The following is a 24,441-nucleotide window of genomic DNA, read 5'->3' on the forward strand; positions in this document are numbered from 1 at the left end:
TTCCTTAATTCGCGTCCGCGTCTGAATGAATATCAATCTTCCATCCGGTTAAACGGGCGGCTAGGCGCGCGTTCTGGCCTTCCTTTCCAATTGCGAGGGATAGCTGGTAATCAGGGACGATGACTCGCGCCACCTGCTGTTCATGATCGAGTACGGTAACTTTAATCACCTTAGAGGGAGCCAAAGCATTGCCCACATACACGGCGGGATCCTCACTGTAATCAATGATGTCGATCTTCTCCCCACCCAGTTGGCGCATAATATTATTCACGCGCTGACCGCGCGGTCCAATGCAAGCACCCTTGGCATTCAGGCCCTTGGCGTGGCCAATAACCGCGACTTTCGAGCGGTGCCCAGCTTCGCGGGCGATGGCAACCATTTCCACGCTACCATCGGCGACTTCCGGGACTTCGAGTGCAAAAAGCCCGCGCACCAGCTCCGGGTGGGTTCTAGACAAGTTTATCTGCACATTGGCGCCATTGCGGTTGACGCCCACCACATAGGCCTTAATGCGATCACCATGCTGCAGTTTTTCCCCTGGAATTTGTTCTGCAGGAAGCAGGATTGCGTCCTGCGATTCCAACTCAGAACCGAGCTGGACCACAACGATGCCGCGGGCGTTGGCATGCGCATCGCGCTGGACGATGCCGCTGACCACGCTCCCGCTCAGCTCCGAATAGGAATCAAAGGTACGCGCTGCCTCGGCTTCGCGCAGCTGGCGCAAAATAGCTTCGCGCACGGCGCGTGCACCTACGCGGCCAAAGTTTTCCGGCGTGTCATCGTACTCACTGGTTACTTCCCCGCTTTCGGGGTCTCGTTCGGTAACGATGACGCTCACGGCGCCGGTGGTGGTATCGATGTCTACCCGAGACTTGGTGCCTTCGGCCTTGCCTTCCGCGGTGGATTCGCGATAATCCAGGTAGGAATACAACAAGGCACTCGCAATCGCCTCCAAAAGGTCATTGACGGGGACCTGTCGTTCAGATTCGATGGTACGAAGTGCCTCAAGATCAATATTCACTTGTCTATCCTTTCGATTGCCGTTTAGTTTTCGGCTTCTGCAAATGGCTGCTGCACAGCGTCTAACTCGAGCTGCGATGGCTGTGCAAACTCAATTTGTACCACTGCGTGGGCAATGTTTTCCAGTCGCTCCACTTCTGAATGCACTTCATTTTTCTGAGAAGTGATAAGAACAACGGCATCTTCAGCCGCATTCAGCGCACCGATACGGGCGGTATGAGTCTTGCCGTCACCCCGGTTAAAGGTCACCTTCCTCCCCTTATTGCGGCGCCAGTGACGCGGTGCGCTCAGGGGCAAATCCACCCCGGGGGTGGATACCTCCAAGGTGTATCCGGCGCCAAAATTCAGCTCGCCTGCAGCCTCTTTTTCATCGAAGAAGCCAGAAATATCGTCGGAGACCTCCTCCAATACATCGGAGCTTGGCCGTTTATCACCGTCGATGCGGATGATGACCTGTGATTTCTTTCCTGCCTTGGTGGTTTTAATATCCTCCACATCAAGCCCGCGGGCTTCCAGGCGAGGTTGGAGCAAATCAGTTAATTGCTGTGCATCTGGGAAAGGCATGCCCACTAGCCTACGTCGTGCAAGGTACAGTCTTGTGAGTGAAATGCCGACGTTTTATTCTAACTTCCATAGCCTCGACTGCCGCTTTGCCCGCCCTTGGGGGCTGTTCCGCAGTTGATTCCGTCGTCGACTATTTTGGCCCTCGCCCAGAAGAAACACTCGAGCGCCTCGCCGTGGCCGCCGCGAGCGATAGCCTCGCTTTGCAGGGAGTCGATGATGCGGCCGCGGATATGCGCAGCTCCCAAGCCGATGCGTTGTATGAAGAAATTGCACGCCTTTGCGGCACCGATGAGCGAGGTAACGTCCCACACAGCTGTGAGGTAGAACGTCCCACACAGGCCCTATCGGCTACAGATAGCTCCCAGGTTCTAGAACAAGCCGCTTTAGCCACCACGGAAGCCGCCGATGAGGGCAACTCTGAGTCGCGGGCCATAGTCACCCAACAGGCCATCACGCTAAATGCCTGGCTGCCAGGCGGTGCCCCCGGAATTCCCCCGCTTTCCCAGCCCCACCGCGAGAGCGCTGTCGATTTGTTGCAGTGGGAATATGAGCAGGTCTTTGGCCTGGATTTCGCCCGGGCTTATAGCGGTCCTGCTGCCGAAGGGCGCATCGATAAACTCTTAAGCCTCCATCACCGCCGCATCAACCAACTCCATGGGGCGCTTGGACATAATGGCGAGATCCCCCAGCCGGAGCCTGCCTATTCCTCTGCTGCAGCCACGCTTCCCAGCGATGCGGATTCTACTGCCGCCTTTGTCGATACCTTGGTTGAACAGGATGCGGATAAGTGGCATGCGGCCGCAGTGGCTGCGGCGCAAGAAAAAAGACCTAACCAGGAGTGGCTGAACTGGTTAATCGGCATCGCCGCGCAATCCCAGGCCACCTAGACCGCGCCTACTGCGGCCCGAGGCACCCAGGAACAGCAGTAAGGCGCCGGATTTTGTGCCTTTTATGCCCTACCCTGCGCGATTTTCCAGGCGTACCGGATCAATGGAATCTGCAACGGTAACCGGATGATGTGATAAAGCTTTTTCGGCCATCCCGCATCGCGCTCTATCCAGGCGTGGTACATATTCGCCGGCCACACGGCAAGAAAGAGGGCCGCAGCGGATGCACCGCCGGATTCACGGGTGGCGCGATCAGTAAGCAGATAGCCAGTAACTATTTCCCAAGCGCCGGAGGCAAAGTTATACAACCGGGGCGAGCCCGGCAATTGCGGCGGCACAATGGATTCGAAATTTTTCGGGCGCAGGAAATGTAGCGCTCCCATGGTAATAAGAGCCGTGGGGAGCACTTTTTTATTAAGTCTCATACTCCCTACCCTACCCTGCAGCTCTTTATCAGCGCCGAGCCCTGGCGCGGTGCTTTAAGCTAAGCCCGCACCAACTCAAGGATTTTATCCGCAATCTCGTCCGCCGGAACCTCCAGTGTTTCCTGGCCGCGGATGCGCAACTCGATAATGCCGTCTTTGAAGGCGCGTCCCAAGATGGCCACAAACGGCATGCCGAGCAGCTCTGCGTCCTTGAACTTCACGCCGGGAGAGACCTTGGGGCGGTCATCAAAAAGCACCTCAAGGCCCGCCTGGGACAGCTCTTCCACCAACTTATCTCCGGCCTCCATGGCCTCAGCATCCTTATTCGCCACTGCCACGTGCACCTGGTAAGGCGCCACTGCAGCCGGCCAATTCAGGCCCTTCTCATCGTGGCGCTGCTCGGCCAGCACGGCCAGCATGCGCGAGATACCGATGCCATAAGAGCCCATCGTCGGGATGGCCCGCTTGCCGTTTTCATCGAGAATTTGCACATCGAAGGCCTCGGTGTACTTACGGCCCAACTGGAAGATGTGCCCCAGTTCGATACCGCGCTGCAAGACCAAGGTGCCCTGGTTATTCGGTGCGGGATCGCCCTCTTTGACCTCGGCTGCCTCCACAAACTCATCGACGTGGAAATCACGACCGCTCACGCAGCCCACGACATAGGAGTTTGGTGCATCGGCGCCGGTAATCCAGGAAGTTCCCGTTACAACGCGGGGATCGGCAAAGACCTTCACGCCATTGGAATTCAGCGCGCGGGGGCCTACAAAACCTTGCACCAAGAAGTCGTACTGCGCGTAAATTTTATCGCTTGCCAGGCAGAATTCTGCCGGTTCCAAGGCAGCCTCAAGGCGCTTGGGATCCAGTTCGCGGTCACCCGGAATCAGCACGGCCGCTAGTTCCTTTTCCTCTTCGCCATTCGCCTGCGCTGGATGGGTTACTTCCACCATGACACACTTGAGAATATCCGCGGCGCTGGCTTTATGGCCCTCGATCGCAATGTCCTCGACCTTTACCCGGTGCACCAGCGCTTCAATGGTGGTCGCATCCGGGGTGTTGTACTCTTTTGCTGGCGGTTGGCCCGCGATGTCTTTTTCTGGCGGCGCTTGCGTCACGACCGCCTCTACATTGGCCGCATAATCACCCTCGGTGGAGCGAACAAAGAGGTCTTCGCCCACCTCAGAAATCGCTAAGAACTCCTCGGAGGCAGACCCGCCCATCGCCCCAGAGGTAGCCTTGCAAATGGCATAATCGATTTCTAAGCGGTCAAAAATATTCTGATACGCCTTGCGGTGGCGAGCGTAGGAGGAATCTAGCCCCTCATCGTCCATATCGAAGGAGTAGGAATCCTTCATCACGAACTCGCGTCCGCGTAGCACCCCGGCGCGGGGGCGTTCCTCATCGCGGTACTTCGTCTGAATTTGATACAGGGTGACGGGGAAATCCTTGTACGAGGAGTACATGTCCTTTACAGCATTGGCAAACATTTCCTCGTGCGTGGGCCCGAGCAGCAAATCCGCATTCTTGCGGTCCTGCAGGCGGAATAGGTTAGGGCCGTATTCCACCCACCGGTTGGTCTTTTCATAAGGTTCTCGCGGCAGCAGGGCCGGGAATAGCATCTCTTGCCCGCCAATGGCGTCCATTTCTTGGCGTACTACGTCTTCAATCTTGCGCAGGGTACGCAAACCCAACGGCAGCCAGGTATAAATGCCCGGTGCAACGCGACGCACGTAACCGGCACGCACCAGCAGCTTGTGGCTAGGAACCTCGGCATCGGCTGGGTCCTCACGAAGGGTGCGGAGAAATAGTTCAGAAAGGCGGGTAATCATGGTCAAAATATACATCGCTACCCTAGCTATATGCTCATTATGCTCCCTCCTTCAGAAACCAAGGCCCATGGCGGCACTGGAAAGCCGCTTGATTTTGCCAACCTATCTTTTCCAGAACTAAGCGATACGCGACGAGAAATTGCCACTGAGCTGCAGTCTCTTCCTACTGATGAGGCAATGCGGGTGCTTAAGCTCTCGGAGAAGCTACGCGGTGAGGCCGAATCCAACAGTCAGCTCTTTACCACCCCCACTATGCCGGCGCTGGAGCGTTATACTGGCGCCCTTTTTGATGCCCTTTCGGCATCCACCCTTCCTTCTTGGCGGCGTCTTGCTATTGGCGATGCCCTCTTTGGTCTGCTGCGCGCAGACGACCTAATCCCTCATTACCGCTTATCGGGCAGTTCGAAGCTGGGAGGTCGCACCATGAAGTCGTATTGGGGCACACAGGTAACGCAGGCGCTAGAAAACATCGATGAGCTAGTCGTAGATCTGCGCTCTGGCACCTACCAACAATTAGGCCGGCTGCCTTCGGCTGTGACGGTGCGGGTAGAAAGCGTGCAGCCGGATGGCTCACGCAAGGTGGTCAGCCACTTTAATAAGCATTACAAGGGCCTGCTGGCCCGGGAGCTGGCACTGTCGCCTGTCGATGCCTTCAGTGTTGCCGATGTCGCCGCTATTGCGCGGGCAGCAGGCATGACGGTGGAAGAACCACCGCACGGCTCCCGTGAGCTCATCCTCGTCGTATCTTCCTAGGTAGTGAAATCAATCGGAACAAGGAGAGTCTCTTCAAACCACGGCGCGGTGACGCTGGACGCCTGCGGCTGCGCCGAGGACAGCTACCACCATGACCAAGACAATGACTCCAGATACCCATTGCGGCGTCATAAGCCCAACGGCGTCTTGGCCTTGGAAGAAGGTGCGCAGGTTAGCGTCGGGCAGAAACTGCAGGATGATTTTTGCCCAGCCCGTGTCCATAAAAGACAGCACGCTTTCGATGACGAAATATTCGATAATGAGCAGCATGGCTGCAACAGTGCCGCTGCGCAGGATATATGCCAAGCCGACGGCAAACAGCGTGTAAACGATATATTCCACAAAGGTAAACAGGAACACGGCATTTTCCGGGTAGTGCACAAAGCTGGAAAAATCATAAGAATTACCCAGCGCGCCGTTAATCACCATACCGAGTACACCGGCTAGACCGGCGGCTGTTACATTAGCCCCGGTGATCACAATTATTTGGCTCGAGAATACCTTTAAGCGCCGGTTTGAAGATAGGTAGCTCCAGGCTACGGTACCTTTGTCCAGATCGCCGCCGGCCAGCGTGGCCGAGGAAAAGATCATGATGACCACAGCGAAGATAGCGCCGATCGACGCATCAGAAGATTGGAAGGCACTTTCGTCATTGCGGCTTAAGCCCAACAGCACGTTCGCGGCAGTCAGCCCGACAGTGATGAGAGCGAGGTAGCCCCACGTAGAGCGGAGGGAGAATGCCTTGCGGAATTCGGAAACAAAGGTGTTCATGGCTTGTAACCTGCCTTTCGATTGCGATTTATACGGAGCGGTAGTCCACGTGGTCTGCGGTAATGCCGAGGAAAGCATCTTCCAAGGAGGGATGCTTGACCTGAAGGCCGCTAATACGGATGCGGTGGTCAAAGCACAACTGGCCGACAGTGTCGCTATCTAAGCCGGTAATGCGCAACACTTGCCCATCAAAGGAGGTTGCTGCCTGCATATCATGCAGCAGGCGGACCAACTTTTCTGGTTGGTCGACCACGACCTCCACGGTGGCGGCACCGGAGGCGGTGACAAATTCCTCTACCGTTCCTTCGCCGACAAGTGTGCCCTTGCCGATAACCACCAGGCGGTCCGCCGCTAACTGCATTTCAGATAGCAGGTGGGAAGAAACCAGCACTGAGCTTCCCCCGGCGGCATAGTCGCGAATGCGGTCGCGCATCCAGTGCACGCCTTCAGGGTCCAGGCCGTTAACAGGTTCATCAAGAAGCAGATGCTTGGGCTGGCCGATCAGGGCACAGGCAAGGCCGAGGCGTTGCTTCATCCCAAGGGAATAGCTCCCGACGCGTTTTTTCGCCACTTTCTCGAGCCCGACACGTTCCAAGGTGTCATCGACGTGATTCATCGATACCCCCTGCAGCGCCGCCATATAACCCAAGTGCGCGCGGGCACTGCGTCCGGGGTGAAACCAGGTGGCGTCAAGCAAGGTTCCCACCATGGAGGCGGGATCGGATAGTTCGCGAAATGGGGTGCCATCGAAAGTGGCCGTACCGGAGGTGGGATTTTCTAGTCCCACGCACATGCGCATCGTAGTGGATTTACCGGAACCATTGGGTCCCAGGAAACCGGTGACCTGGCCATCGGGAACCTCGAAAGAAAGGTTGTCTACTGCGGTAAAGGAACCGTATCTCTTGGAAAGCCGTGTGAGTGTAAGCATAGCTTTATCCTCGCGCTTTCCCGGCGCAATGTAACCATCCTCGAGGTGGATTTAGCCGTTCATCCCTGGGGATGAGAGAGCAGCTCTTCCACGGTGACTATCCCATGGGTATAGGCATAAAGCACAGCCTGGACGCGGTCACGAGACTCAGTCTTGGTCAGCACGTGGCGCACGTGGGTCTTGACCGTTGCCATGGAGACAAATTCTTCCTCGGCTATTTCAGTATTGGAATACCCCAACGCCATGAGCCTTAGAATATCCATCTCACGCGGGGTGAGCTCTGCTGCAGGCGGGCCCGTTGCCGCTGTGTGCGAAACCGGGTTGTCCTTCCCACAGTCCTTACCGCGAACTTGTTGGAGCACCTGGGCGGTAATGCGCGGTGAAAGCACGGCCTCGTCAGAATGCACGGTACGAATGGCTGAGAGTAGCTCCTCAGGTTCGACGTCTTTGAGCAAGAATCCAGATGCCCCCGCAGAGATTGCACCGTGGACGAAATTTTGATCATCGAAGGTGGTCAGCATAATGACCTTGGTATTCGGGGATACCGGGAGAACTTCCTCCGTTGCTGCGATGCCGTTAACCCGCGCCATCTGTACGTCCATGAGGATGATATCGACAGGCTCTTGCCGCGCAAGGTCAAGCACCTCATCGCCATCGGAGGCCTGCCATACCACGCTCAGGTCCTCCTGCGAGCCGATCAACATGGCGAACCCGGCGCGCAGGAGCGGTTGGTCATCGACAACCGCAATGCGAATAGGCTCAGGTTCCTGTTCCGGATTAGACACGCGGTACCTCCACGATAATTGTAAAAGTTCCATACTCGGCCATAGTGGACACACTGCCACCATAGGCCTTCACACGTTCGTGCATCCCGATGAGCCCGTAGCCTGGGGTGTGGTCCTCATCCGGCTGCGCCATAGGGTTGTGTCCCTCGATAACAAGCGCCGACTTATCACTGCGAAAGCGCAGTACTCCCCTATTCTGGCTGGAGTATTTGAGCAGATTCGTCAACATCTCCTGTACGACGCGGTAAATGGTGAATTGATAGAGCTCATCGCTATCGCCAGGCAGCTTTTCCATGCCGTAGACGGTGATATCGAAGCCGGCGCGCCGGGCCTCCGAGAATAGCCCAGCGATGTCTGCGATGCTGGGGGCCTTGGTTTGCGTGCGCGAGTCTTCTTCACGCAGGACAGATAGCAGGCTGCGCATCTGTTTTAAGGATTCGCGCGAGGTGGAGGCAATGGTATCGAGCGCCTCGGTGGCTACCTTGGGGTCTTTGGCGGCGGCGAAACGGGCGCCATCGGCAAGCGCAATGACGCCGGCGAGGTTGTGTGCGACGATATCGTGCATCTCGCGGGCGATGCGGTTGCGCTCTACGGCGCCGGCCATTTGCGCGCGCTCGATGAGCAGTTGTTGGCCTTCTTGGCGCTTGCGGTTATCGGTACCGCGTAGGTAGAAAAAGCCGAGGACCGGCCAACCGAGTAGGACCGTAGCAACGTAGGCAAACAGCGGATTAATGGTAACATCGCCCAGTCCAATGGCGCTGCCCGCAAAGACCTGTTCCCCAAACAGGCTTGCGGTGGTTCCCGCCAGTGAGCCTAGGGCAATCCAGGTAAGCCAAATATAGCGCACGCGCTTGCGCGGGTGTGTGCCAATGAGAAAGGCCGTATAGACAAAAATTGGGGCGTGGAAGTTTGTGAGGGAGGCCAAGGGCGTGAAAATACACAGCGTCATGGTGCCGGCCACAAAGAAGATGGATTTTTCTTACAGCTTGGGGTGCAGCCACAGCGCAAGCGGAATACCCACGGTGTACAAAACCGCCACTATGGCCTGGAAGGGCGAATCAGTGTGCAAAAAATTTGCAGCGTTAGGCAAAAGAACGCCAAAGAATGCGGGTATGATGATTCGCCACGGCGGTCCAATCCAATCGCGCAGACGATCCGGCCAAAGCTTAGACATAAGGACGAGGTTAGCGCACCAGCCAACCTGCCAGCCTCATCCCTAGGGCTGACTAGACTGGTTGGCATGCACCTCCAGTTCTTTGAAGTCGATGTCTTTGCCACCTCGGCGTTTTCCGGCAATCCGCTCGCCGTCGTGGCTCATGCCGATGAGCTCTCGACGCAGCAGATGCAGGCCATCGCGCACTGGACTAATTTTTCTGAAACCACGTTCTTACTCAATCCCACCGATCCCGCGGCAGACTATCGCGTGCGCATTTTTAGCCCGCATGAGGAATTCGCTTTCGCCGGCCACCCCACCCTGGGCAGCGCCGCCGTCTGGCGGGTGCTCGGCAATGAGCCTCAGAAGGAAGGCACCATAGCGCAGGAATGCGGGGTGGGGTTGGTCTCCGTGCGCGAGAACGAGGGCATTTATTCTTTTTCCACCCCGCCTCTGCGCGCTAGTGGGCCACTGAGCAGTGGCGAGCTTGCAGAGGCCTGTGCGGGATTGAATATCTCGGCAGCAGACGTCCTTGATTCCGCTTGGGTAGACAATGGACCTGGTTGGAGGCTTATACAGCTGCGCGATGCCACGGCAGTACGAGCAATTCGGCCCGCAGCTATTCGCCCCAAGGTGGGCGTGGTAGGAATGCTCGATAGCGCCGCGGGCGCCTCTTCGGCTGCTTATGAGGTGCGTGCTTTTACCGCAGAATTCGAAGATCCAGTCACCGGTTCTTTCAATGGCGGTGCTGCGCAATTTATGCGCTCGCGCGGGCTGGTTCCCGCCCGCTACACCGCCTGCCAGGGCAGCCAGCTGGGAAGAAAAGGCGAGGTCTTTATCTACGATGACGGCACAGATATATGGGTTGGCGGCCGCGTCCACATCCGCGTACAAGGCCGATTGGAGGTCTAATATGCACCTATACCACGACTATGCCGAACACCTACCAGAACTAGTGGCGGTGACGCAGGGTGAAGAACAACCGGATCCTAAGCTTGCCGTTCTCAATGAAAAGTTGGCACAGCAGCTGGGCCTTGATACGGACTGGCTGCGCTCTACAGATGGCCTGAACTTTCTTTTGGGTCGCAGCGGCGGGCACGCGATGGCTTATTCCGGCTTCCAATTCGGTACCTTCAACCCACAGATGGGCGATGGCCGGGCCATGCTGTTAGGCGAGGTGGACACGGAAGGACAGCTATGGGATCTCCACGCCAAAGGCACGGGACTTACCCCCTATTCCCGGCCGGGTTCTGATGGCCGCGGCACTCTCTCGTCGATGTTGCGCGAATACTTAGTCTCCGAGGCTATGCATGCGCTCGGCGTGCCCACCACGCGCTCACTCGCCGTGATTTCCACCGGTCGGCCTATTCAGCGGGGCCGCGTACAACCGGCAGGTGTTCTGGTCCGCGTGGCGGCAAGTCATATCCGGGTAGGAACTTTTCACTATGCCGCGCAGTTTGGCCGTGTCCAGGACCTAGCGAACTATGCCATTGCACGCCACTACCCTGGAGCAGGGTACCGGGAGTTTTTCCAGGGGGTGATGGAACGCCAGATTGCCACTGTCTCTGCATGGATGCGCTTAGGTTTTATCCACGGGGTAATGAATACAGATAACACCACCGTCTCCGGCGAAACTATTGATTATGGCCCGTGCGCTTTTATGGAGTCTTACTCCCCTGATACGGTATTTTCCAGCATTGACCAGCAAGGACGATATTCCTTTGGCAATCAACCAGCAATCCTGGGCTGGAATCTCGCCCGGCTCGCGGAATCCCTCGTACCGCTTTTCAGCGCCACTATCAATGCCGGGGTCGATTTCGCACAAGAGGCCATTAATGGGTTCCAGGAGAAATTTGCCTCCCAACGCCGAAAAGACATCGCCACCGCCCTTGATACCTCTACCACGGTAGCCTCAGCCTACTTTGCCGCTATGCAGCTCTCTCGGCCGGATATCACGCTAGCGCACCGGACGCTTGCTGATGCCGCCCGCGGCCACACCCGCCCTGCTCAAGAATTGTTCTCCAATAATGATTTCTTGGATAGCTACCTGGCCAGCGAGCCCGCGCCACAGACCGTGGACGCTGCCATGCCCCGGGTCATTCCCCGCAACATAGCCGTCGAAGCCGCACTGCGCGCCGCCGAAACCGGCGATATGGAACCTTTTACTGAGCTTCTCCACGCCGTAACCCACCCGTGGCAGCCGCATCCGTCTTATGAACAGCCTGATCCAAATGGGCTGGCAGGTTTCCGGACATACTGCGGTACCTAATTGTGAGATTCTCGAAATTCCAGCTTAAACAGCACAAAGCCCTCCGCGCAGCAGGTTCTGCACGGAGGGTAAGAAGCTGGCACTGTGCACACAGCTAACGGCGTTTTTAGCGATCTAACTTCAGCGTCTTCTGAGTGTATTCCCACATCTCATCGTAGAAGTCCTCATCATTGGCCAGCTTCATGCCGTAGGACGGCACCATCTCGCGAATTTTATCGCTCCACTCAATCATGCGCTCGCCAAAGCAACGCTCGAGCAGCTCCAGCATGACCGCCGGGGCAATCGAAGCACCCGGGGAAGCACCAAGCAGGCCGGCGATATTGCCTTCTTGGTTATTGATCAATGCGGTACCGAACTCGAGGGAACCAAAGCGTGGTGCACCTGCAGGCTTGATAACCTGAACACGCTGACCGGCAATCACGGTTTCCCAATCGCTTTCTTGTGCATTTGGAACGTATTCACGGAGGGAATCGACGCGGTCGGAGAAGTTCTTGCGCACCTCATCAATGAGGTACTTGGTCAGGCCGAATTCCTGCACAGCAACACCCAGATAGGAGGTGATGTTATTCGGGCGGATCGACTTGAAGAGATCTAAGTAGGAACCCTTCTTCAAGAACTTCGGACTCCAGCCACCGTAGGGGCCAAATAACAGGCCCTTTTCGCCGTCGATGATGCGAGTATCCAGGTGCGGCACCGACATCGGAGGAGCGCCCACCGCTGCTTTACCGTATACCTTGGCTTGATGCTGTTGAATAAGCTCCGGGTTCTTAGCGCGCAGCCACAAACCGGAAATGGGGAATCCGGCGTAGCCTGCTACTTCTTTCACCTTTGCTCTGCGGAGTAGATCCAAGGCGTAGCCGCCGGCACCAACAAAGACGAACTTCGCCTTTACCACGGTGATATCGCCGGTGTGGTTATTCTTGGAGTAAACTTTCCAGCCATTTCCATCGCGGTCAATATCGAATACCTCGTGGCCGTAACGGATCTCCGTTCCAGAGGCCCGCGCAGCGGTTAGAAACTGCTTGGCCAGGGCACCGAAGTTCACATCGGTCCCGACTTCGGTCCACGAAATAGCGACCTTATTGGAAAAGTCGCGGCCGTCTGCCATGATGGGCAGCTTCTCTGCAAAGGTGGAGTCATCAGCGGAAAACTGCATGCCGGGGAACATGTGCTTTTCACTCAGCACCTCATAACGGCGCTTCAAGTAATCCACCTGGATTTCGCCTTGCGCGAAGGACACGTGCGGAACCGGGTTAATGAATTCGCTGGGATCAGTCAGGATGCCGTTGTTGAGCTGGTGGGACCAGAATTGGCGCGACTTCTGAAACTTCTCATTGATCGAAATCGCTTTAGAAATATCAATGCGGCCGTTCTTTTCAGGCGTGTAGTTGAGCTCACACAGAGCGGAGTGACCGGTACCGGCATTATTCCACGGGGAGGAGGATTCCAGGGCGGGACCGTCAAGGCGCTCAAAGATCATCTGGGTCCAGCTCGGCTCCAACTCGCGGAGCATAGCGCCCAGGGTGGCACTCATGATGCCGGCACCTACCAGCGCGACATCGACCTCATCTACAACTTGTGCTGTCTTCTTTGCTGAGGGCACTGTATTAATCCTCCTCGAATTACAATTTATATACATCGGCGCTTTTTACACCGCATATTTAAAGCGCTGTGCGCCCCACACCGCGACTGTTTTACACAGACAACCTGCCGATGTGTCACGCATTTAAGCATTACCTTACGCGTTTCTGCTCTGGATTGGTTTTTCTCCCCCACTCGGGTCAACACAATAGAGGGCGTTGCGTTACACATCTCACCTTTCGTGGAAAATGGCTGTTCACGTTGTTCACGTTGCGAGGCTCACGAGTTGACTAGACTCATGGCATGGTTACAGCAACTCCGTCATGGGGGCCCGATATCCTCGGCCCTGATTTTCAATCGGCCACCCTCGACCTTGGCCCAGACCCTGACGGCGAAGGGGATGTTGTGACCACCCTCGTCCACTACGCGTCGACCTCGGCTGCAGACGGCGCAGCTGCGGGCCCCGCCGATGCTCCTTCGCTTTGCTCCGCTTCCTCGCGATCTTCCCGCCCGGCCCTGGTGTGGCTGCACGGGATGACGGACTACTTTTTTCACACGCACGTCGCGAAACACTTTGCGTTACAAGGCTATGACTTCTACGCAGTCGATCTGCGCAAGTGTGGTCGCTCGCATCGCCCCGGCCAGTCCTGGCATTACGCTTCGGATTTATCTCTGTATAACACCGACCTCACCGCGGCCCTCGATTCCATTGCCAACGATAAGGTAATCGTTATAGCCCACTCCACCGGTGGCCTGATTGCACCACTGTGGATGGATTTTTTGCGCCGCCATGACCCACAGCGCTTTTCTCGAGTGAAGGGCCTGATACTTAATAGCCCCTGGCTCGACATGATGGGCGTTCCCAGCTGGGCGGTCCGCGCACTGAAGCCGCTCATATATTCCACCGCCAAACTTGCACCCAAGGCTGCCTTGCCGGGGGGCAATCTCACGGCTTACGGCGAATCGCTACACTGTGACTTCCACGGCGAGTGGGACTATGACTTGGACCTCAAACCTTTAGCCGGGCATCAGAAATATATCGGCTGGTTGGCTGCCGTTTTTCATGGTTTCGACGCCATGCACAGCGGCCGTATTAATACCGGTGTCCCCGTTTTAACCCTGCAAGCTACCCGCTCCGTATTGGCAACGCCGTACTGCGATACGGTCAATCATGTCGATTGCATCATCGATGTCGCACAGACTAGGCGGTGGGCGAAAGAACTCAATGCCCACTACACCCTGCATTCCATCGACGGCGCGCGTCACGATGTCTTTTTATCCCTCCCTCATCCCTTGAAGGAGGCCTTCGCAGCGTGCGATGCGTGGCTGCCCACCATCGTGGAAGCGCCCACATCAGTATAAATACCCAAATTGGACACACAGATTAAGGTACAGATATGTCCACAATTGATACAGCACATATTCCTGCCGCAGAGGAACACTACGACCTCATCATCGTCGGAACCGGTTCTGGCAATTCAATTGCCAACCCCGATTTTGACGATAAGAAAATCGCCATCATTGAGGAGGGCCGCTTCGGTGGCACTTGCCTGAACGTTGGCTGCATCCCCACCAAGATGTACGTCTACGCCGCCGATGTCGCACTTGCTGCCCGCGAAGGCAAGCGCCTCGGCATTGACGCCCAGCTCAATAACGTGGAGTGGGACTTCATTGTTGAGCGTGTCTTTCACGACCGCATCGACCAGATCGCCCAAAGCGGCGAAGAATACCGCCGCGGTGAAAAGACCCCGAATATCACCGTTTATGACGAGCATGCCCGCTTCGTTGGCCCAAAGACCATCCAAACCGGTGACCACATCATCAGCGCCGATCAGATCGTCATCGCTACCGGCTCCCGTCCGGTAATCCCGGAGGTCTATGCGAACTCCGGTGTGAAGTACTACACCAACGACGATATCATGCGGATGGACCGCCAACCAGAAAGCCTGATCATCGTGGGCGGCGGGTATATCGCCATGGAATTTGCCCACGTCTTCGATGGCCTCGGTACCAAGGTCACCGTGGTCAACCGCAGCGAGACCCTACTGCGCCACCTCGATTTCGATCTCTCCTCGCGTTTCAACGAACTTGCCCGCGAGCGCTTCGATGTGCGGATTGCTAACGGCAGCAAGCTGGAAGAAACCGATCACGGTGTGAGACTGGAACTCGATAACGGCGAGAGCCTCGAAGCAGACGCAATCCTGGTTGCCACCGGCCGCAAGCCAAATGGCGATCTCATGGATGTAGACAAGGCCGGCATCAAACTGCTAGATGATGGTCGCATTTCCACCGACGCCACTGGCCTCACGGATGCAGAAGGCGTATGGGCGCTTGGCGATGTCTCTTCGCCCTACATGCTCAAGCATGTCGCCAACGCCGAAGCTCGGACCATCCAGCACAACCTGCTCCACCCAGATGAACTGCAGGAGCTTCCCCACGACAACGTTCCTGCCGCCGTCTTCACCCACCCGCAGATCGCCTCTGTCGGATTGAAGGAAGAAGAGGCGCGGGAACAAGGCTTCGAAGTTACCGTGAAGATTCAAAACTTCGGCGACGTGGCTTATGGCTGGGCTATGGAAGATTCCACGGGTATTTGCAAGCTGATTGCAGACCGCAAGACGGGACAGCTCCTCGGCGCCCACCTGATGGGCCCGCAGGCCTCTACCCTGATCCAGCAGCTTATTACCGTGATGACCTATGAGATCGACCTGCGTGACTTTACCCGGAAGCAGTATTGGATCCACCCAGCCCTTCCTGAGGTCGTAGAAAACGCCCTGTTAGGCCTCGAATGGGACTAAACCATCCCCCGAAAAATTGCAGAGACTAACATGCTCAGGCCCCATAGCTTAGGCCGACTCCCCAACCGCGTGCAGTAATTCACACGCAGTGGTTAAAGAGGCAGCTTGTCATGCTTAGGGCCTTTAAGAAAGGCCTTGGCGGTTAATCCTCATCTGGGAGAGTCAGGATTTCATTTCCCTCATCGGTGATGACCAACGTGTGCTCGAACTGGGCAGTAAACTTACCGTCTCGGTTTTGCACGGTCCAGTCATCATCCCAGATATCGTAGTCCAAAGAGCCCAGGTTAATCATCGGCTCTACCGTCAAGGTCATGCCCGGTTCCAAGATATCGCGGTACGCAGTGGAATCGTAGTGCAAAACCACCAGTCCATTGTGGAAGGTGGGTCCTACACCATGACCGGTGAAGTCACGCACAACGTTATAACCAAAGCGCTTGGCGTAGGACTCGATAACACGGCCGATAACGTTAATCTCCCGGCCCGGCTTTGCGGCTTTAATACCACGCAGCATGGCCTCTTTGGTGCGCTCTACTAAAAGGCGATGTTCCTCTGATACGTCCCCGGCCAAGAAGGTCGCGCAATTGTCGCCGTGCACGCCATTTTTATAAGCGGTGATATCGATATTAACGATGTCACCATCTTCAATCACGGTGGTATCCGGAATGCCGTGGCAAACGATTTCATTAAGCGATACGCAGGTGCTCTTGGTAAAACCCCGGTATCCCAGGGTGGACGGATACGCACCGTGGTCACACATATACTCGTGCGCCACGCGGTCAACCTCGTCCGTCGTTACGCCAGGCTGTACAGCCTTGCCGGCTTCCTTCAACGCATTGGCCGCGATCTTGCAGGCCTCCCTCATCTTCTCAATCACTTCGGGGGGCTGCACAAAAGGCTCACCAATGGCCTCTTGTACTTCATCTTTCCACACGTATTCCGGGCGCTCGATATCATCCGGCACGGACCGGATTGGGGTTGGTTTACCTGGCTTTAATTTTCCACGAGTACTCATAATTGCTCATGGTAGTCCTCCTAACGCTGAGCGCAGTATCCAGGTGCCGAGTCTGTCTTAAGGGACCGCAGGGATTGAGCGATCACCGGGACGCGAGCGGTAATCATCTAGCTTCCGCAAGAAATTATCGGTGACGGCTACCGAGGATTCGGAGCCACCGCCCAGCACGATAAGCGTGGCGAAGGCGATATCGTCTTCTTCTCGGTAGCCGGTAAACCAGGCGTGCGAGCCGTCATTGATCTCGGCCTCACCGGTCTTGCCGTAAATCGTTCCACCTGCTTGCATTCCGCGGGCGGTACCGCTGGTGACCACCTGGCGCATCATGCCGCGCACATTATTCAGCACGTTGTCTGGTATCTGCGTTGGCTTATCCGATGCCTTCGTATCGCGGCCCTCAATAAGCGTTGGCATTGGGGTCTTTCCCGCCGCTACAGAGGCAGAAACCAAAGCCATGCCAAACGGGCTGGCAAGGTCGTAGCCTTGACCATAACCTGCCTCTGTTCGCTCCAGTGCTTCTTTGCCCTCCGGAATCGAGCCGGTCAGGGTGGTAAGGCCGGGGATTTCATAATCCACCCCGAAGCCAAACTTCTTACCGGTTTCCTTCAGTTCACCGGGGGCCAGCCTGGTAGAAATATCCGCGAAAGTGGTGTTGCACGATTGGGCGAAGGCTCGGCTTAACGGCACGTTGCCGAGAGAAAACGCGTTGTAGTTAGTTACCACACGGCCGTAAATATCCATCGTGCCGGGGCACGGAACTATGGTATCTGTGGTCAGATCTTGTTTGTCCACGCCTGCGGCGGCGGTAAGGATCTTGAAAACCGAGCCGGGCGGGTACTGGCCTTGCAAGGCAACATCACCGTCTTCGTCCGCCTTCTTGGTTTGTGCCACCGCCAGGATATCGCCATTGGAGGGCCGGATTGCTACCAGCATGGCCTGAGCGTCCGCGCGTTGATCCACCGCTTCTTGGGCAGCACGTTGGACGTCATAATCTAAGCCGATCTTGATCGAGGGGGCGGCCTCAGGCGCATGCTTTTCAACATCGGACAGCGCTGCACCATTTTCGTTGACGATGGCAATAGACCAGCCGGTCTCGCCGTCGAGCTCATCATTGACAGCCGACCGCACGCGGGATAGGAGATCAGGGGCGAGGCCACGGTCCCGGGTCACCAGTGCGGGCTCCTCATTAATGCGGACGCCGTCCATCCCCTCCATCTTGGCACGGATGACAGACTCCTGTTCTTGTGTATAAACCCCCACCGAATAGGCAGAATGTGCCTTTTCCAGCTTGTCGGCGAGGTCCTTGGCGTCTACTTCCGCAATCGAGTCGTCCTCACGGTGCGCCGCAGCCAGGGCGCTGCTGATCTTGGATGCCGTGGGGCGGACATCCGAAAGCGATTTTGTATCCACAATAACGCGGTAGTGCAGCCCTGGGCTCATGAGCTCCACCCCATTCGAGGAAACGACGCTAGCGCGCGTGGCTTCCAACGCGCGCAGCTCCAGGTGCTGGTGCGCGCCCAAGTCCGGGTGAATAATGCTAGGCTTCCACCGCACTGTCCACTCATCTTCGGCCTTGGTCAAGGTCATCTGCGTGGTATAGCTCAAGCTGCGATCCTTGGGCAGATCCCAGGCGACCTTGTAATTCACCGTAGCCACTGCTTCGTCCTGCTTGACCCCCTCAAGTTCAATATGGAGCCCCTCTGCCTGCAAGCCGGAGTACGTAGCATCGATGGCCTGCGTCGCATCATCAGGGGAGTCAGTAAGCTCCGCCAATGCCTTGGCATTTCGGCTCTCCATGCCTTCAATAAACTGTTCTGCCACCGGCTCGGCGGATACGGGCTTAGGGGTACAAGCAACCACACCAGTTGCCGCAAATAAGACTGTAGCAACCAGTGCGAATAACTTCTTCATGCTTTGGCACTTTAGCAGCGTACCCGGCAAAAAGACTGCCCCACACCGAGGTGCAGGGCAGTCCCTTAAAAAATTGGCGCGCGGAGGGGTGCAGCTTACCGCGTCACCCGGACATCAGCCTTAGCTCCGTCCACGGCTTCGATGCCTTCCTCATCTGCAAGGCGCATTGCCTCTTCGATAAGAGTCTCCACGATCTTGTCTTCCGGCACGGTGCGCACCACTTCGCCCTTGACGAAGATCTGGCCTTTGCCGTTACCGGATGCCACGCCCAAGTCAGCGTCGCGGGCCTCACCGGGGCCGTTGACGACACAGCCCATGACGGCAACGCGAATAGGAAATTCCATGCCTTCAAGGCCGGCGGTAACTTCTTCCGCCAGCTTATACACGTCCACCTGCGCGCGGCCGCAGGACGGGCACGACACGATTTCCAGCTTGCGCGGACGCAAGTTGAAGGACTGCAAAATCTGGTCGCCCACCTTAATCTCTTCTTCAGGCGGGGCTGACAGCGAAACGCGAATAGTATCGCCGATGCCTTCTGCCAAAAGGGCACCAAAGGCAACAGAGGACTTAATGGTGCCCATAAACTTCGGGCCCGCTTCCGTTACGCCCAGGTGCAGTGGGTAATCGGTCTGCGCGGCCAGCAGGCGGTACGCCTGCACCATCAACACGGGGTCAGAGTGCTTAACGGAGATGGCGATATCGCCAAAGCCGTACTCTTCAAACAGGCTGGCTTCCCACATAGCGGACTCGACGAGTGCTTCCGGGGTGGCCTTGCCGTATTTTTCCAGCAGGCGCTTATCCAGCGAACCGCCATTAACACCGATACGGATGGGGATCCCCGCATCGCCCGCGGCCTTGGCCACTTCCTTAACGCGACCATCAAACTCACGGATGTTGCCGGGGTTGACGCGAATTGCCGCGCAGCCAGCATCGATGGCCTGGAAAATGTACTTAGGCTGAAAGTGAATATCCGCGACGACTGGGATCGGGGATTTCTTTGCGATGACCGGCAAAGCCTCCGCATCCACCGGCTTCGGGCAGGCCACGCGCACGATATCGCAGCCAGAGGCAGTAAGTTGTGCGATTTGCTGCAGGGTGCCGTTGATGTCATGGGTCTTGGTATTGGTCATCGATTGCACCGAAATTGGATAATCAGAACCTACGCCCACTGGGCCTACGTGCAGTTGCCGCGTCTTCCTGCGCGGGTGCAATACCGGCGGAGGCCCGTCAGGAATTCCTAGACCAATAGGACTAGACATGAATGCTCCTTATTTCTAGCTCGTGGCTCGTTGCCAAATGTTATTGCACAGTGAGTATTGAACGTCCCCACTCTAGCACTAGATGGTTAAGCGCTAAAGTTCCCGCTCGCACTGCACATTGCACTGAATGATGAGCATTCCACCCACACAGCGCGACGGGCACGGGGCGTCGAAACTAGCCAAATAGCCTGATCGGGTTGACCACATCCGCGATAATTATCACTACACCCAGCACCATGAGTAGGGCCGCCATCGCATAGGTAATGGGCATCAACTTGGTGTAATCGGCCGGCCCCAGCGGCTGCTTGCCCATTAGCCTGCGAATACCATCGCGGATCTTCTCATATAAGATGACCGCAATATGACCGCCGTCAAAAGGCGGCAGCGGAATGAGATTAAACAGGGCTAGGAAAAAATTCAGCGTCGCCAGCATCATGAAGAACGATGCCCACAGTGACCGCTCTACGAGTTCACCACCAACCCGCGATGCACCAACTACGGACATCGGCCCATCGATATCCCGCTCATGACCAAAAATGGAAGCCACCACTCCAGGTACCTTGGCCGGGAATTGCTTGATTCCTTCCACCGTCGCCCCGAGTGAATAGGTGGTGAAATGCCACGTTGCTGGTACTGCCTGCGTCGCTGAATACTTCTTAACGATGTCAAGGACCTCATTGCTCAGCCCGATCGATCCGGCGTCCACCAATTCACCCTGTTGGTTCAGGCGCTTAACAGTCTCCAATTCGATGGAGAAGTCTCTTTCCACACCGCCGCGCTCTACGGTAAGCGTCACGGTCTCACCGGGGCGCTGCATGACCTCATCGCGCAATTGCGTAAAAGATTCTATACGCTCGCCATCGAGCGCGAGAATAATATCACCTTTTTGGACACCGGCCTTATCAGCGGGCCCGTTACCCGTGCACGATTCCAGCTCCTGGTTTTCTTTTTGATTAGCGCTGCAGGTTACTTGCCCTACCCGTGGGCGCACATCCGCATCAGGATTTGGCAACCCCGCCGTCATCGCCACGACATACACGATGATGAAGCCGAGGATCAGGTTGACCCCAATACCGCCTGCAAGGACGATAATGCGCTGCCACCAAGGCTTTTTATACATCGCATAGGGCTTTTCTTCCTCCGCCAGGAACTCATCCTGTGCGGTCATTCCGGCGATATCGCAAAATCCGCCCACCGGAAACGCAGCAAGACCGTATTCGGTATGCCCCTTGCGGAAGGAGAAAACGCGCGGGCCAAAACCTATGAAGTACCGCCGCACCCGCATGCCAAAGGCGCGGGCTGTCCACATATGCCCGGCCTCATGGAGAGCCACAGTCAACCCTATGCCAAGAGCGAAAAACACTATGCCCAGCAAGTTTGCCATTGAAAAAGCCTTCTAGTCAGCTAAACGGTCAATGCGCGCATTCGCACGCCTGCGAGCCTCACCTTCTACGGCAAGGATTTCATCGAGGGTAGAGACTACACCAGCAAACTGGCAAGACTCCCCAAGGATTTCGCCGACGACATCAACAATTTCTGGGAAATGAATGCGGCCAGACAAGAACGCTGCAGCGGCTTCTTCATTGGCAGCGTTATAAATCACGCCGGTACCCTGCGCCGCAGCCTCCCGGGCGAGGGATACGGCAGGAAAGGCGGTATCATCGAGCGGCTCAAATTCCCACCGATGCGCCTGGGAAAAATCCAGGGCCGGTTGCGCCCCCGGCACCCGCTGAGGCCAATTTAGAGCTAGAGAGATAGGCAACTTCATCGACGGCGGTGAAGCCTGTGCAATGGTGCAGCCATCTCTGAAGGTGGCCATCGAATGGATAACCGACTGTGGGTGCACCGTGACCTCGATGCGATCTGGCTCAATATCAAAAAGGAGTGCCGCCTCGATGAGCTCGAGCCCCTTATTGATCAAGGTGGCGGAATTCAACGTGTTCATCTGACCCATAGACCACGTGGGGTGCTGCGCGGCTTGCTGCGGGGTAACGTCCCACATCTGCTCCCGGGTCTGGCCGCGGAAGGGACCGCCCGAGGCGGTGAGAACAAGCTTATCCAGCTCACCATCTTCGCCCCCACGCAGACATTGAGCCATCGCAGAATGCTCCGAATCCACGGGAATGATCTGGCCTTGCCTTGCAGATTTAGTGATCAAGGTGCCGCCCGCAACCAAGGACTCCTTATTCGCTAGCGCGAGATACTCGCCCATTTCCAGCGTCGCCAAAGTTGCTTTGAGTCCCAGGGAACCCACTAAGGCATTGAGCACCGTATCGGCAGGAACCGAACGCACAAGCTCTTCCGCTGCACCGTTGCCGGAAAGCACTGTGCCACCTAAAGCTGCAGAAACCTCTGCTGCCGCCGCAGATTGAGCCACGGCAATGCGGTCAAACGAAAGGTGTAAGGTGTGCGCTTGCTCAATGATCTGTTGCGGGTTAGACCCGCCCGCGGCAATGCCCACAACCTCAAACTTATCGGGGTTATCCGCAATTACTTCTAATGCTTGCGTGCCAATAGAGCCGGTGGAGCCGAGAATAAGTACTTGCTGAGTAGTCACTCCTCTACCCTAGCGATCCTTCGCGCCGCCCTGCTAGGAGATCAGGACGGGCAAGCAGGCGGGGGTGTTTAATCGCCTTTGCAGCCACGATGTTTTAAAATTGGAAACAGTCTAGAGACATAGGTGTGCCCTTCGACGAATGGACACACGCGATAGCGAAGGAGAACAAGTGTCTTCCCACAAGCCGGTACCGCAGGTGTATGACGGTGTTTCTACCGAGGATGTTCCATCCGCAGGCTTCGGTTGGTCCCGAATCAGCCGTTCTGGTGTGCAAATCGCGGGTTGGATCTCCGTAATTTTCATGATGGGTTTCAACTTTGGTAACCACAAGGGCCATGTAGAGACCGTCTGGCTCGTCACCCTAACCGTCCTTTTGGTTGTGGGCTTGCTCATCTTCGCCTTCCAGCCGAAGCTCAACCAGGTGCGCACCATCACCTCTAATAATAAGGCGGCCAGCCACCAAGAACGGGACTGGATTTATGACCAGAAGACCGTTTCCGGTGCCTACACCGAGTTGACCGACTCCCAATTGCGCGCGTTGAATATAGAGCCTTCCCGCGTTTCCCACCTGCGTGTCGATTCTGCCTCCGCCGCTGCCGAGGTAAGCACCGGCAAGCACGCTCTGTAATCCTAGCTACGGAAAACCGCCGAGCCTTTCTATGCAAGAGGCTCGGCGGTTTTGTGATTTCACCCTGGTGTGTAGCTCTACTCTCCCACAGGTGCGAACGCCGCTTGCCCAACACCGACTTGCACTCATGACAACACCACCTAGGCACTCACCCGAATATAGCTAGGTGGCCGTGATGGCAGGCTTAGGCCGAGATATCTTCTCTTTCATCGGCGGCAAGCTGCCCGCATGCTGCAGCGATTTCATCGCCCTTAGTATCGCGCACGGTGCACGGCACTCCTTGCGCCTGAACGCGCCTGACGAATTCTTCGAGTCGTGCCCGGGGGGCTGCGTCCCATTCCGAGCCCGGCGTCGGGTTAAGCGGGATAACGTTGACGTGCGCCTTAGAACCGAGCTTCTGGTGCAACTTGCGGCCTAGCATATCGGCACGAAAATCCTGATCGTTCTTGTCCCGAATGAGGGCATACTCGATAGATACACGGCGGGCGGATTTATCGGCGTAGTATCGCGCGGCGTCGAGGACTTCATCAACGGACCAGCGATTATTGACCGGCACCAAACTATCGCGCAGTTCATCATCCGGCGTATGCAGCGATACCGCAAGCGTGCAGGCAAGGTCCTCGTCCGCAAGCTTGCGAATGGCAGGAGCCAATCCCACGGTGGAGACGGTCACATTGCGCTGGGAAAGACCAAAGCCGCTGCCATCTTGACCGGTAATCTGGCGCACCGCCTGGACCACGCGTTTATAGTTGGCCAACGGCTCGCCCATACCCATGAACACTACATTGGACAAGCGGCCGCCCTCGGCGGCCATCGCAGCGCCTGCGTGGCGGAACTGTTCCACGATTTCACCGGTAGAAAGATTACGGTCCAGTCCCCCCTGGCCGGTGGCACAAAACGGGCAGGCCATTCCGCAGCCGGCCTGGGAAGATATGCACAAGGTAGCGCGGCCAGGGTACCGCATCAAGACGGACTCCAAAAGGGTGCCGTCGTGCAAGCGCCACAGGGACTTAGTGGTCTGCCCATCATCAGTCGAAGTCGTACGAATGGGCTCCATAAGCTCAGGGAAGAAGACCTCTTTGACCTCTTGGCGCTTGCCAGCAGGGATATCCGTCATCTCTTCAACGTCGTCCGTGAGATGCTCGTAGTAATGCTTGGCCACTTGCTTGACACGGAATTTAGGTAGGCCGATTTCTGCGAGCTTATCTATACGCTCTTTTTCAGTGAGGTCTGCAAAGTGCTTAGGTGGCAGTCCGCGCCGCGGCGCGGAGAAATTAAGTTTTACTGGTTGAGCCATAATAATGCTCATCTTTC

General features: G+C 56.6%; 23 protein-coding genes. 7 read left to right on the forward strand and 16 right to left on the reverse strand.

Annotated features, from left to right (window positions below):
- Positions 1 to 4: 4 nt before the first annotated feature.
- Positions 5 to 1,021: a transcription termination factor NusA gene (nusA, locus tag D9V82_RS02825; RefSeq protein WP_121910874.1), complete on the reverse strand. Its 1,017-nt coding sequence runs from the start codon at positions 1,019 to 1,021 to the stop codon at positions 5 to 7.
- 23 nt (positions 1,022 to 1,044) lie between these two features.
- A complete protein-coding gene (gene rimP, locus D9V82_RS02830) occupies positions 1,045 to 1,584 on the reverse strand; it encodes a ribosome maturation factor RimP (RefSeq protein WP_121910875.1) in 540 nt (179 codons plus the stop codon).
- Between the two features lie 38 nt (positions 1,585 to 1,622).
- Here rimP and D9V82_RS02835 point away from each other — a divergent pair, with 38 nt between their 5' ends.
- Positions 1,623 to 2,471, forward strand: coding sequence for a DUF4439 domain-containing protein (locus tag D9V82_RS02835; RefSeq protein ID WP_239088639.1), 849 nt, complete (start codon positions 1,623 to 1,625; stop codon positions 2,469 to 2,471).
- Positions 2,472 to 2,533: 62 nt separating this feature from the next.
- Here the strand turns inward: D9V82_RS02835 and D9V82_RS02840 are convergent, their stop codons facing one another.
- Positions 2,534 to 2,896: a DoxX family protein gene (locus D9V82_RS02840; protein WP_121910876.1), complete on the reverse strand. Its 363-nt coding sequence runs from the start codon at positions 2,894 to 2,896 to the stop codon at positions 2,534 to 2,536.
- A 59-nt stretch (positions 2,897 to 2,955) separates the two neighbouring features.
- The gene (locus tag D9V82_RS02845) at positions 2,956 to 4,725 is read right to left on the reverse strand and encodes a proline--tRNA ligase (protein WP_121910970.1); all 1,770 of its coding nucleotides are present in this window, start codon (positions 4,723 to 4,725) and stop codon (positions 2,956 to 2,958) included.
- 30 nt (positions 4,726 to 4,755) lie between these two features.
- On the opposite strand from D9V82_RS02845, the gene yaaA reads away from it, so the two are divergent.
- The gene (gene yaaA / locus D9V82_RS02850) at positions 4,756 to 5,478 is read left to right on the forward strand and encodes a peroxide stress protein YaaA (protein ID WP_121910877.1); all 723 of its coding nucleotides are present in this window, start codon (positions 4,756 to 4,758) and stop codon (positions 5,476 to 5,478) included.
- Between the two features lie 33 nt (positions 5,479 to 5,511).
- On the opposite strand, the gene D9V82_RS02855 is transcribed toward yaaA, so the two are convergent.
- From D9V82_RS02855 to D9V82_RS12555, 5 genes are read right to left on the reverse strand one after another with little or no spacing between them, the layout of a single operon-like run.
- A complete protein-coding gene (locus tag D9V82_RS02855) occupies positions 5,512 to 6,249 on the reverse strand; it encodes an ABC transporter permease (protein ID WP_121910878.1) in 738 nt (245 codons plus the stop codon).
- A 28-nt stretch (positions 6,250 to 6,277) separates the two neighbouring features.
- Positions 6,278 to 7,177, reverse strand: coding sequence for an ABC transporter ATP-binding protein (locus D9V82_RS02860; protein ID WP_121910879.1), 900 nt, complete (start codon positions 7,175 to 7,177; stop codon positions 6,278 to 6,280).
- A gap of 59 nt (positions 7,178 to 7,236) precedes the next feature.
- Positions 7,237 to 7,962: a response regulator gene (locus D9V82_RS02865; RefSeq protein WP_121910880.1), complete on the reverse strand. Its 726-nt coding sequence runs from the start codon at positions 7,960 to 7,962 to the stop codon at positions 7,237 to 7,239.
- On the reverse strand, positions 7,955 to 8,887 hold the full coding sequence (locus tag D9V82_RS02870) for a sensor histidine kinase (protein ID WP_234462838.1): 933 nt from the start codon (positions 8,885 to 8,887) through the stop codon (positions 7,955 to 7,957). Before D9V82_RS02870 ends, D9V82_RS02865 begins: the two co-directional genes overlap by 8 nt.
- A 54-nt stretch (positions 8,888 to 8,941) precedes the next feature.
- The gene (locus tag D9V82_RS12555; RefSeq protein WP_234457579.1) at positions 8,942 to 9,136 is read right to left on the reverse strand and encodes a hypothetical protein; all 195 of its coding nucleotides are present in this window, start codon (positions 9,134 to 9,136) and stop codon (positions 8,942 to 8,944) included.
- 66 nt (positions 9,137 to 9,202) lie between these two features.
- Here D9V82_RS12555 and D9V82_RS02875 point away from each other — a divergent pair, with 66 nt between their 5' ends.
- Together D9V82_RS02875 and D9V82_RS02880 are read left to right on the forward strand one after the other, a co-directional pair.
- Positions 9,203 to 10,027 (forward strand): PhzF family phenazine biosynthesis protein, encoded by an 825-nt coding sequence (locus D9V82_RS02875; RefSeq protein WP_121910881.1) that lies wholly within the window; start codon positions 9,203 to 9,205, stop codon positions 10,025 to 10,027.
- Position 10,028: 1 nt separating this feature from the next.
- Complete coding sequence (locus tag D9V82_RS02880; RefSeq protein ID WP_121910882.1) at positions 10,029 to 11,384, forward strand: protein adenylyltransferase SelO; 1,356 nt, start codon at positions 10,029 to 10,031, stop codon at positions 11,382 to 11,384.
- A gap of 106 nt (positions 11,385 to 11,490) precedes the next feature.
- Here D9V82_RS02880 and mqo read toward each other — a convergent pair whose 3' ends face one another.
- Positions 11,491 to 12,987: a malate dehydrogenase (quinone) gene (gene mqo, locus D9V82_RS02885; protein WP_121910883.1), complete on the reverse strand. Its 1,497-nt coding sequence runs from the start codon at positions 12,985 to 12,987 to the stop codon at positions 11,491 to 11,493.
- 281 nt (positions 12,988 to 13,268) lie between these two features.
- On the opposite strand from mqo, the gene D9V82_RS02890 reads away from it, so the two are divergent.
- Both D9V82_RS02890 and mtr read left to right on the forward strand, forming a co-directional pair.
- The gene (locus D9V82_RS02890) at positions 13,269 to 14,327 is read left to right on the forward strand and encodes an alpha/beta hydrolase (RefSeq protein ID WP_121910884.1); all 1,059 of its coding nucleotides are present in this window, start codon (positions 13,269 to 13,271) and stop codon (positions 14,325 to 14,327) included.
- Between the two features lie 35 nt (positions 14,328 to 14,362).
- Entirely contained in the window at positions 14,363 to 15,763 is a 1,401-nt protein-coding gene (gene mtr, locus D9V82_RS02895) for a mycothione reductase (protein ID WP_121910885.1), read from the forward strand.
- Between the two features lie 142 nt (positions 15,764 to 15,905).
- Here the strand turns inward: mtr and map are convergent, their stop codons facing one another.
- The 5 genes from map to dxr form a co-directional block, all read right to left on the reverse strand.
- Entirely contained in the window at positions 15,906 to 16,775 is an 870-nt protein-coding gene (map, locus tag D9V82_RS02900) for a type I methionyl aminopeptidase (RefSeq protein ID WP_121910886.1), read from the reverse strand.
- A 57-nt stretch (positions 16,776 to 16,832) separates the two neighbouring features.
- Positions 16,833 to 18,683, reverse strand: a complete 1,851-nt coding sequence (locus tag D9V82_RS02905; protein ID WP_121910887.1) for a penicillin-binding transpeptidase domain-containing protein — start codon at positions 18,681 to 18,683, stop codon at positions 16,833 to 16,835.
- Positions 18,684 to 18,778: 95 nt separating this feature from the next.
- Positions 18,779 to 19,942, reverse strand: a complete 1,164-nt coding sequence (gene ispG / locus D9V82_RS02910) for a flavodoxin-dependent (E)-4-hydroxy-3-methylbut-2-enyl-diphosphate synthase (protein WP_121910888.1) — start codon at positions 19,940 to 19,942, stop codon at positions 18,779 to 18,781.
- Between the two features lie 175 nt (positions 19,943 to 20,117).
- Positions 20,118 to 21,326, reverse strand: a complete 1,209-nt coding sequence (locus D9V82_RS02915; protein ID WP_121910889.1) for a M50 family metallopeptidase — start codon at positions 21,324 to 21,326, stop codon at positions 20,118 to 20,120.
- Between the two features lie 12 nt (positions 21,327 to 21,338).
- Positions 21,339 to 22,499, reverse strand: a complete 1,161-nt coding sequence (gene dxr, locus D9V82_RS02920) for a 1-deoxy-D-xylulose-5-phosphate reductoisomerase (RefSeq protein WP_121910890.1) — start codon at positions 22,497 to 22,499, stop codon at positions 21,339 to 21,341.
- Positions 22,500 to 22,638: 139 nt separating this feature from the next.
- Between dxr and D9V82_RS02925 the strand changes: the two genes are divergently transcribed.
- Positions 22,639 to 23,127 (forward strand): DUF2631 domain-containing protein, encoded by a 489-nt coding sequence (locus D9V82_RS02925; RefSeq protein WP_121910891.1) that lies wholly within the window; start codon positions 22,639 to 22,641, stop codon positions 23,125 to 23,127.
- Positions 23,128 to 23,311: 184 nt separating this feature from the next.
- Here the strand turns inward: D9V82_RS02925 and rlmN are convergent, their stop codons facing one another.
- Positions 23,312 to 24,424, reverse strand: coding sequence for a dual-specificity RNA methyltransferase RlmN (rlmN, locus tag D9V82_RS02930; protein WP_121910971.1), 1,113 nt, complete (start codon positions 24,422 to 24,424; stop codon positions 23,312 to 23,314).
- Between the last annotated feature and the right edge of the window lie 17 nt (positions 24,425 to 24,441).

The sequence above is a fragment of the Corynebacterium macginleyi genome, assembly GCF_003688935.1.
GTDB classification, from domain to species: Bacteria; Actinomycetota; Actinomycetes; order Mycobacteriales; family Mycobacteriaceae; genus Corynebacterium; species Corynebacterium macginleyi.

Bases quoted from the DNA above. Each gene is read 5' to 3' on its own strand.
- rimP (WP_121910875.1), bottom strand. From the start codon at position 1,584: ATGCCTTTCCCAGATGCACAGCAATTAACTGATTTGCTCCAACCTCGC.
- D9V82_RS02840 (WP_121910876.1), bottom strand. From the start codon at position 2,896: ATGAGACTTAATAAAAAAGTGCTCCCCACGGCTCTTATTACCATGGGA.
- D9V82_RS02845 (WP_121910970.1), bottom strand. From the start codon at position 4,725: ATGATTACCCGCCTTTCTGAACTATTTCTCCGCACCCTTCGTGAGGAC.
- yaaA (WP_121910877.1), top strand. From the start codon at position 4,756: ATGCTCATTATGCTCCCTCCTTCAGAAACCAAGGCCCATGGCGGCACT.
- D9V82_RS02855 (WP_121910878.1), bottom strand. From the start codon at position 6,249: ATGAACACCTTTGTTTCCGAATTCCGCAAGGCATTCTCCCTCCGCTCT.
- D9V82_RS02860 (WP_121910879.1), bottom strand. From the start codon at position 7,177: ATGCTTACACTCACACGGCTTTCCAAGAGATACGGTTCCTTTACCGCA.
- D9V82_RS12555 (WP_234457579.1), bottom strand. From the start codon at position 9,136: ATGTCTAAGCTTTGGCCGGATCGTCTGCGCGATTGGATTGGACCGCCG.
- D9V82_RS02875 (WP_121910881.1), top strand. From the start codon at position 9,203: ATGCACCTCCAGTTCTTTGAAGTCGATGTCTTTGCCACCTCGGCGTTT.
- D9V82_RS02880 (WP_121910882.1), top strand. From the start codon at position 10,029: ATGCACCTATACCACGACTATGCCGAACACCTACCAGAACTAGTGGCG.
- D9V82_RS02890 (WP_121910884.1), top strand. From the start codon at position 13,269: ATGGTTACAGCAACTCCGTCATGGGGGCCCGATATCCTCGGCCCTGAT.
- mtr (WP_121910885.1), top strand. From the start codon at position 14,363: ATGTCCACAATTGATACAGCACATATTCCTGCCGCAGAGGAACACTAC.
- map (WP_121910886.1), bottom strand. From the start codon at position 16,775: ATGAGTACTCGTGGAAAATTAAAGCCAGGTAAACCAACCCCAATCCGG.
- D9V82_RS02905 (WP_121910887.1), bottom strand. From the start codon at position 18,683: ATGAAGAAGTTATTCGCACTGGTTGCTACAGTCTTATTTGCGGCAACT.
- ispG (WP_121910888.1), bottom strand. From the start codon at position 19,942: ATGTCTAGTCCTATTGGTCTAGGAATTCCTGACGGGCCTCCGCCGGTA.
- D9V82_RS02915 (WP_121910889.1), bottom strand. From the start codon at position 21,326: ATGGCAAACTTGCTGGGCATAGTGTTTTTCGCTCTTGGCATAGGGTTG.
- D9V82_RS02925 (WP_121910891.1), top strand. From the start codon at position 22,639: ATGGACACACGCGATAGCGAAGGAGAACAAGTGTCTTCCCACAAGCCG.
- rlmN (WP_121910971.1), bottom strand. From the start codon at position 24,424: ATGGCTCAACCAGTAAAACTTAATTTCTCCGCGCCGCGGCGCGGACTG.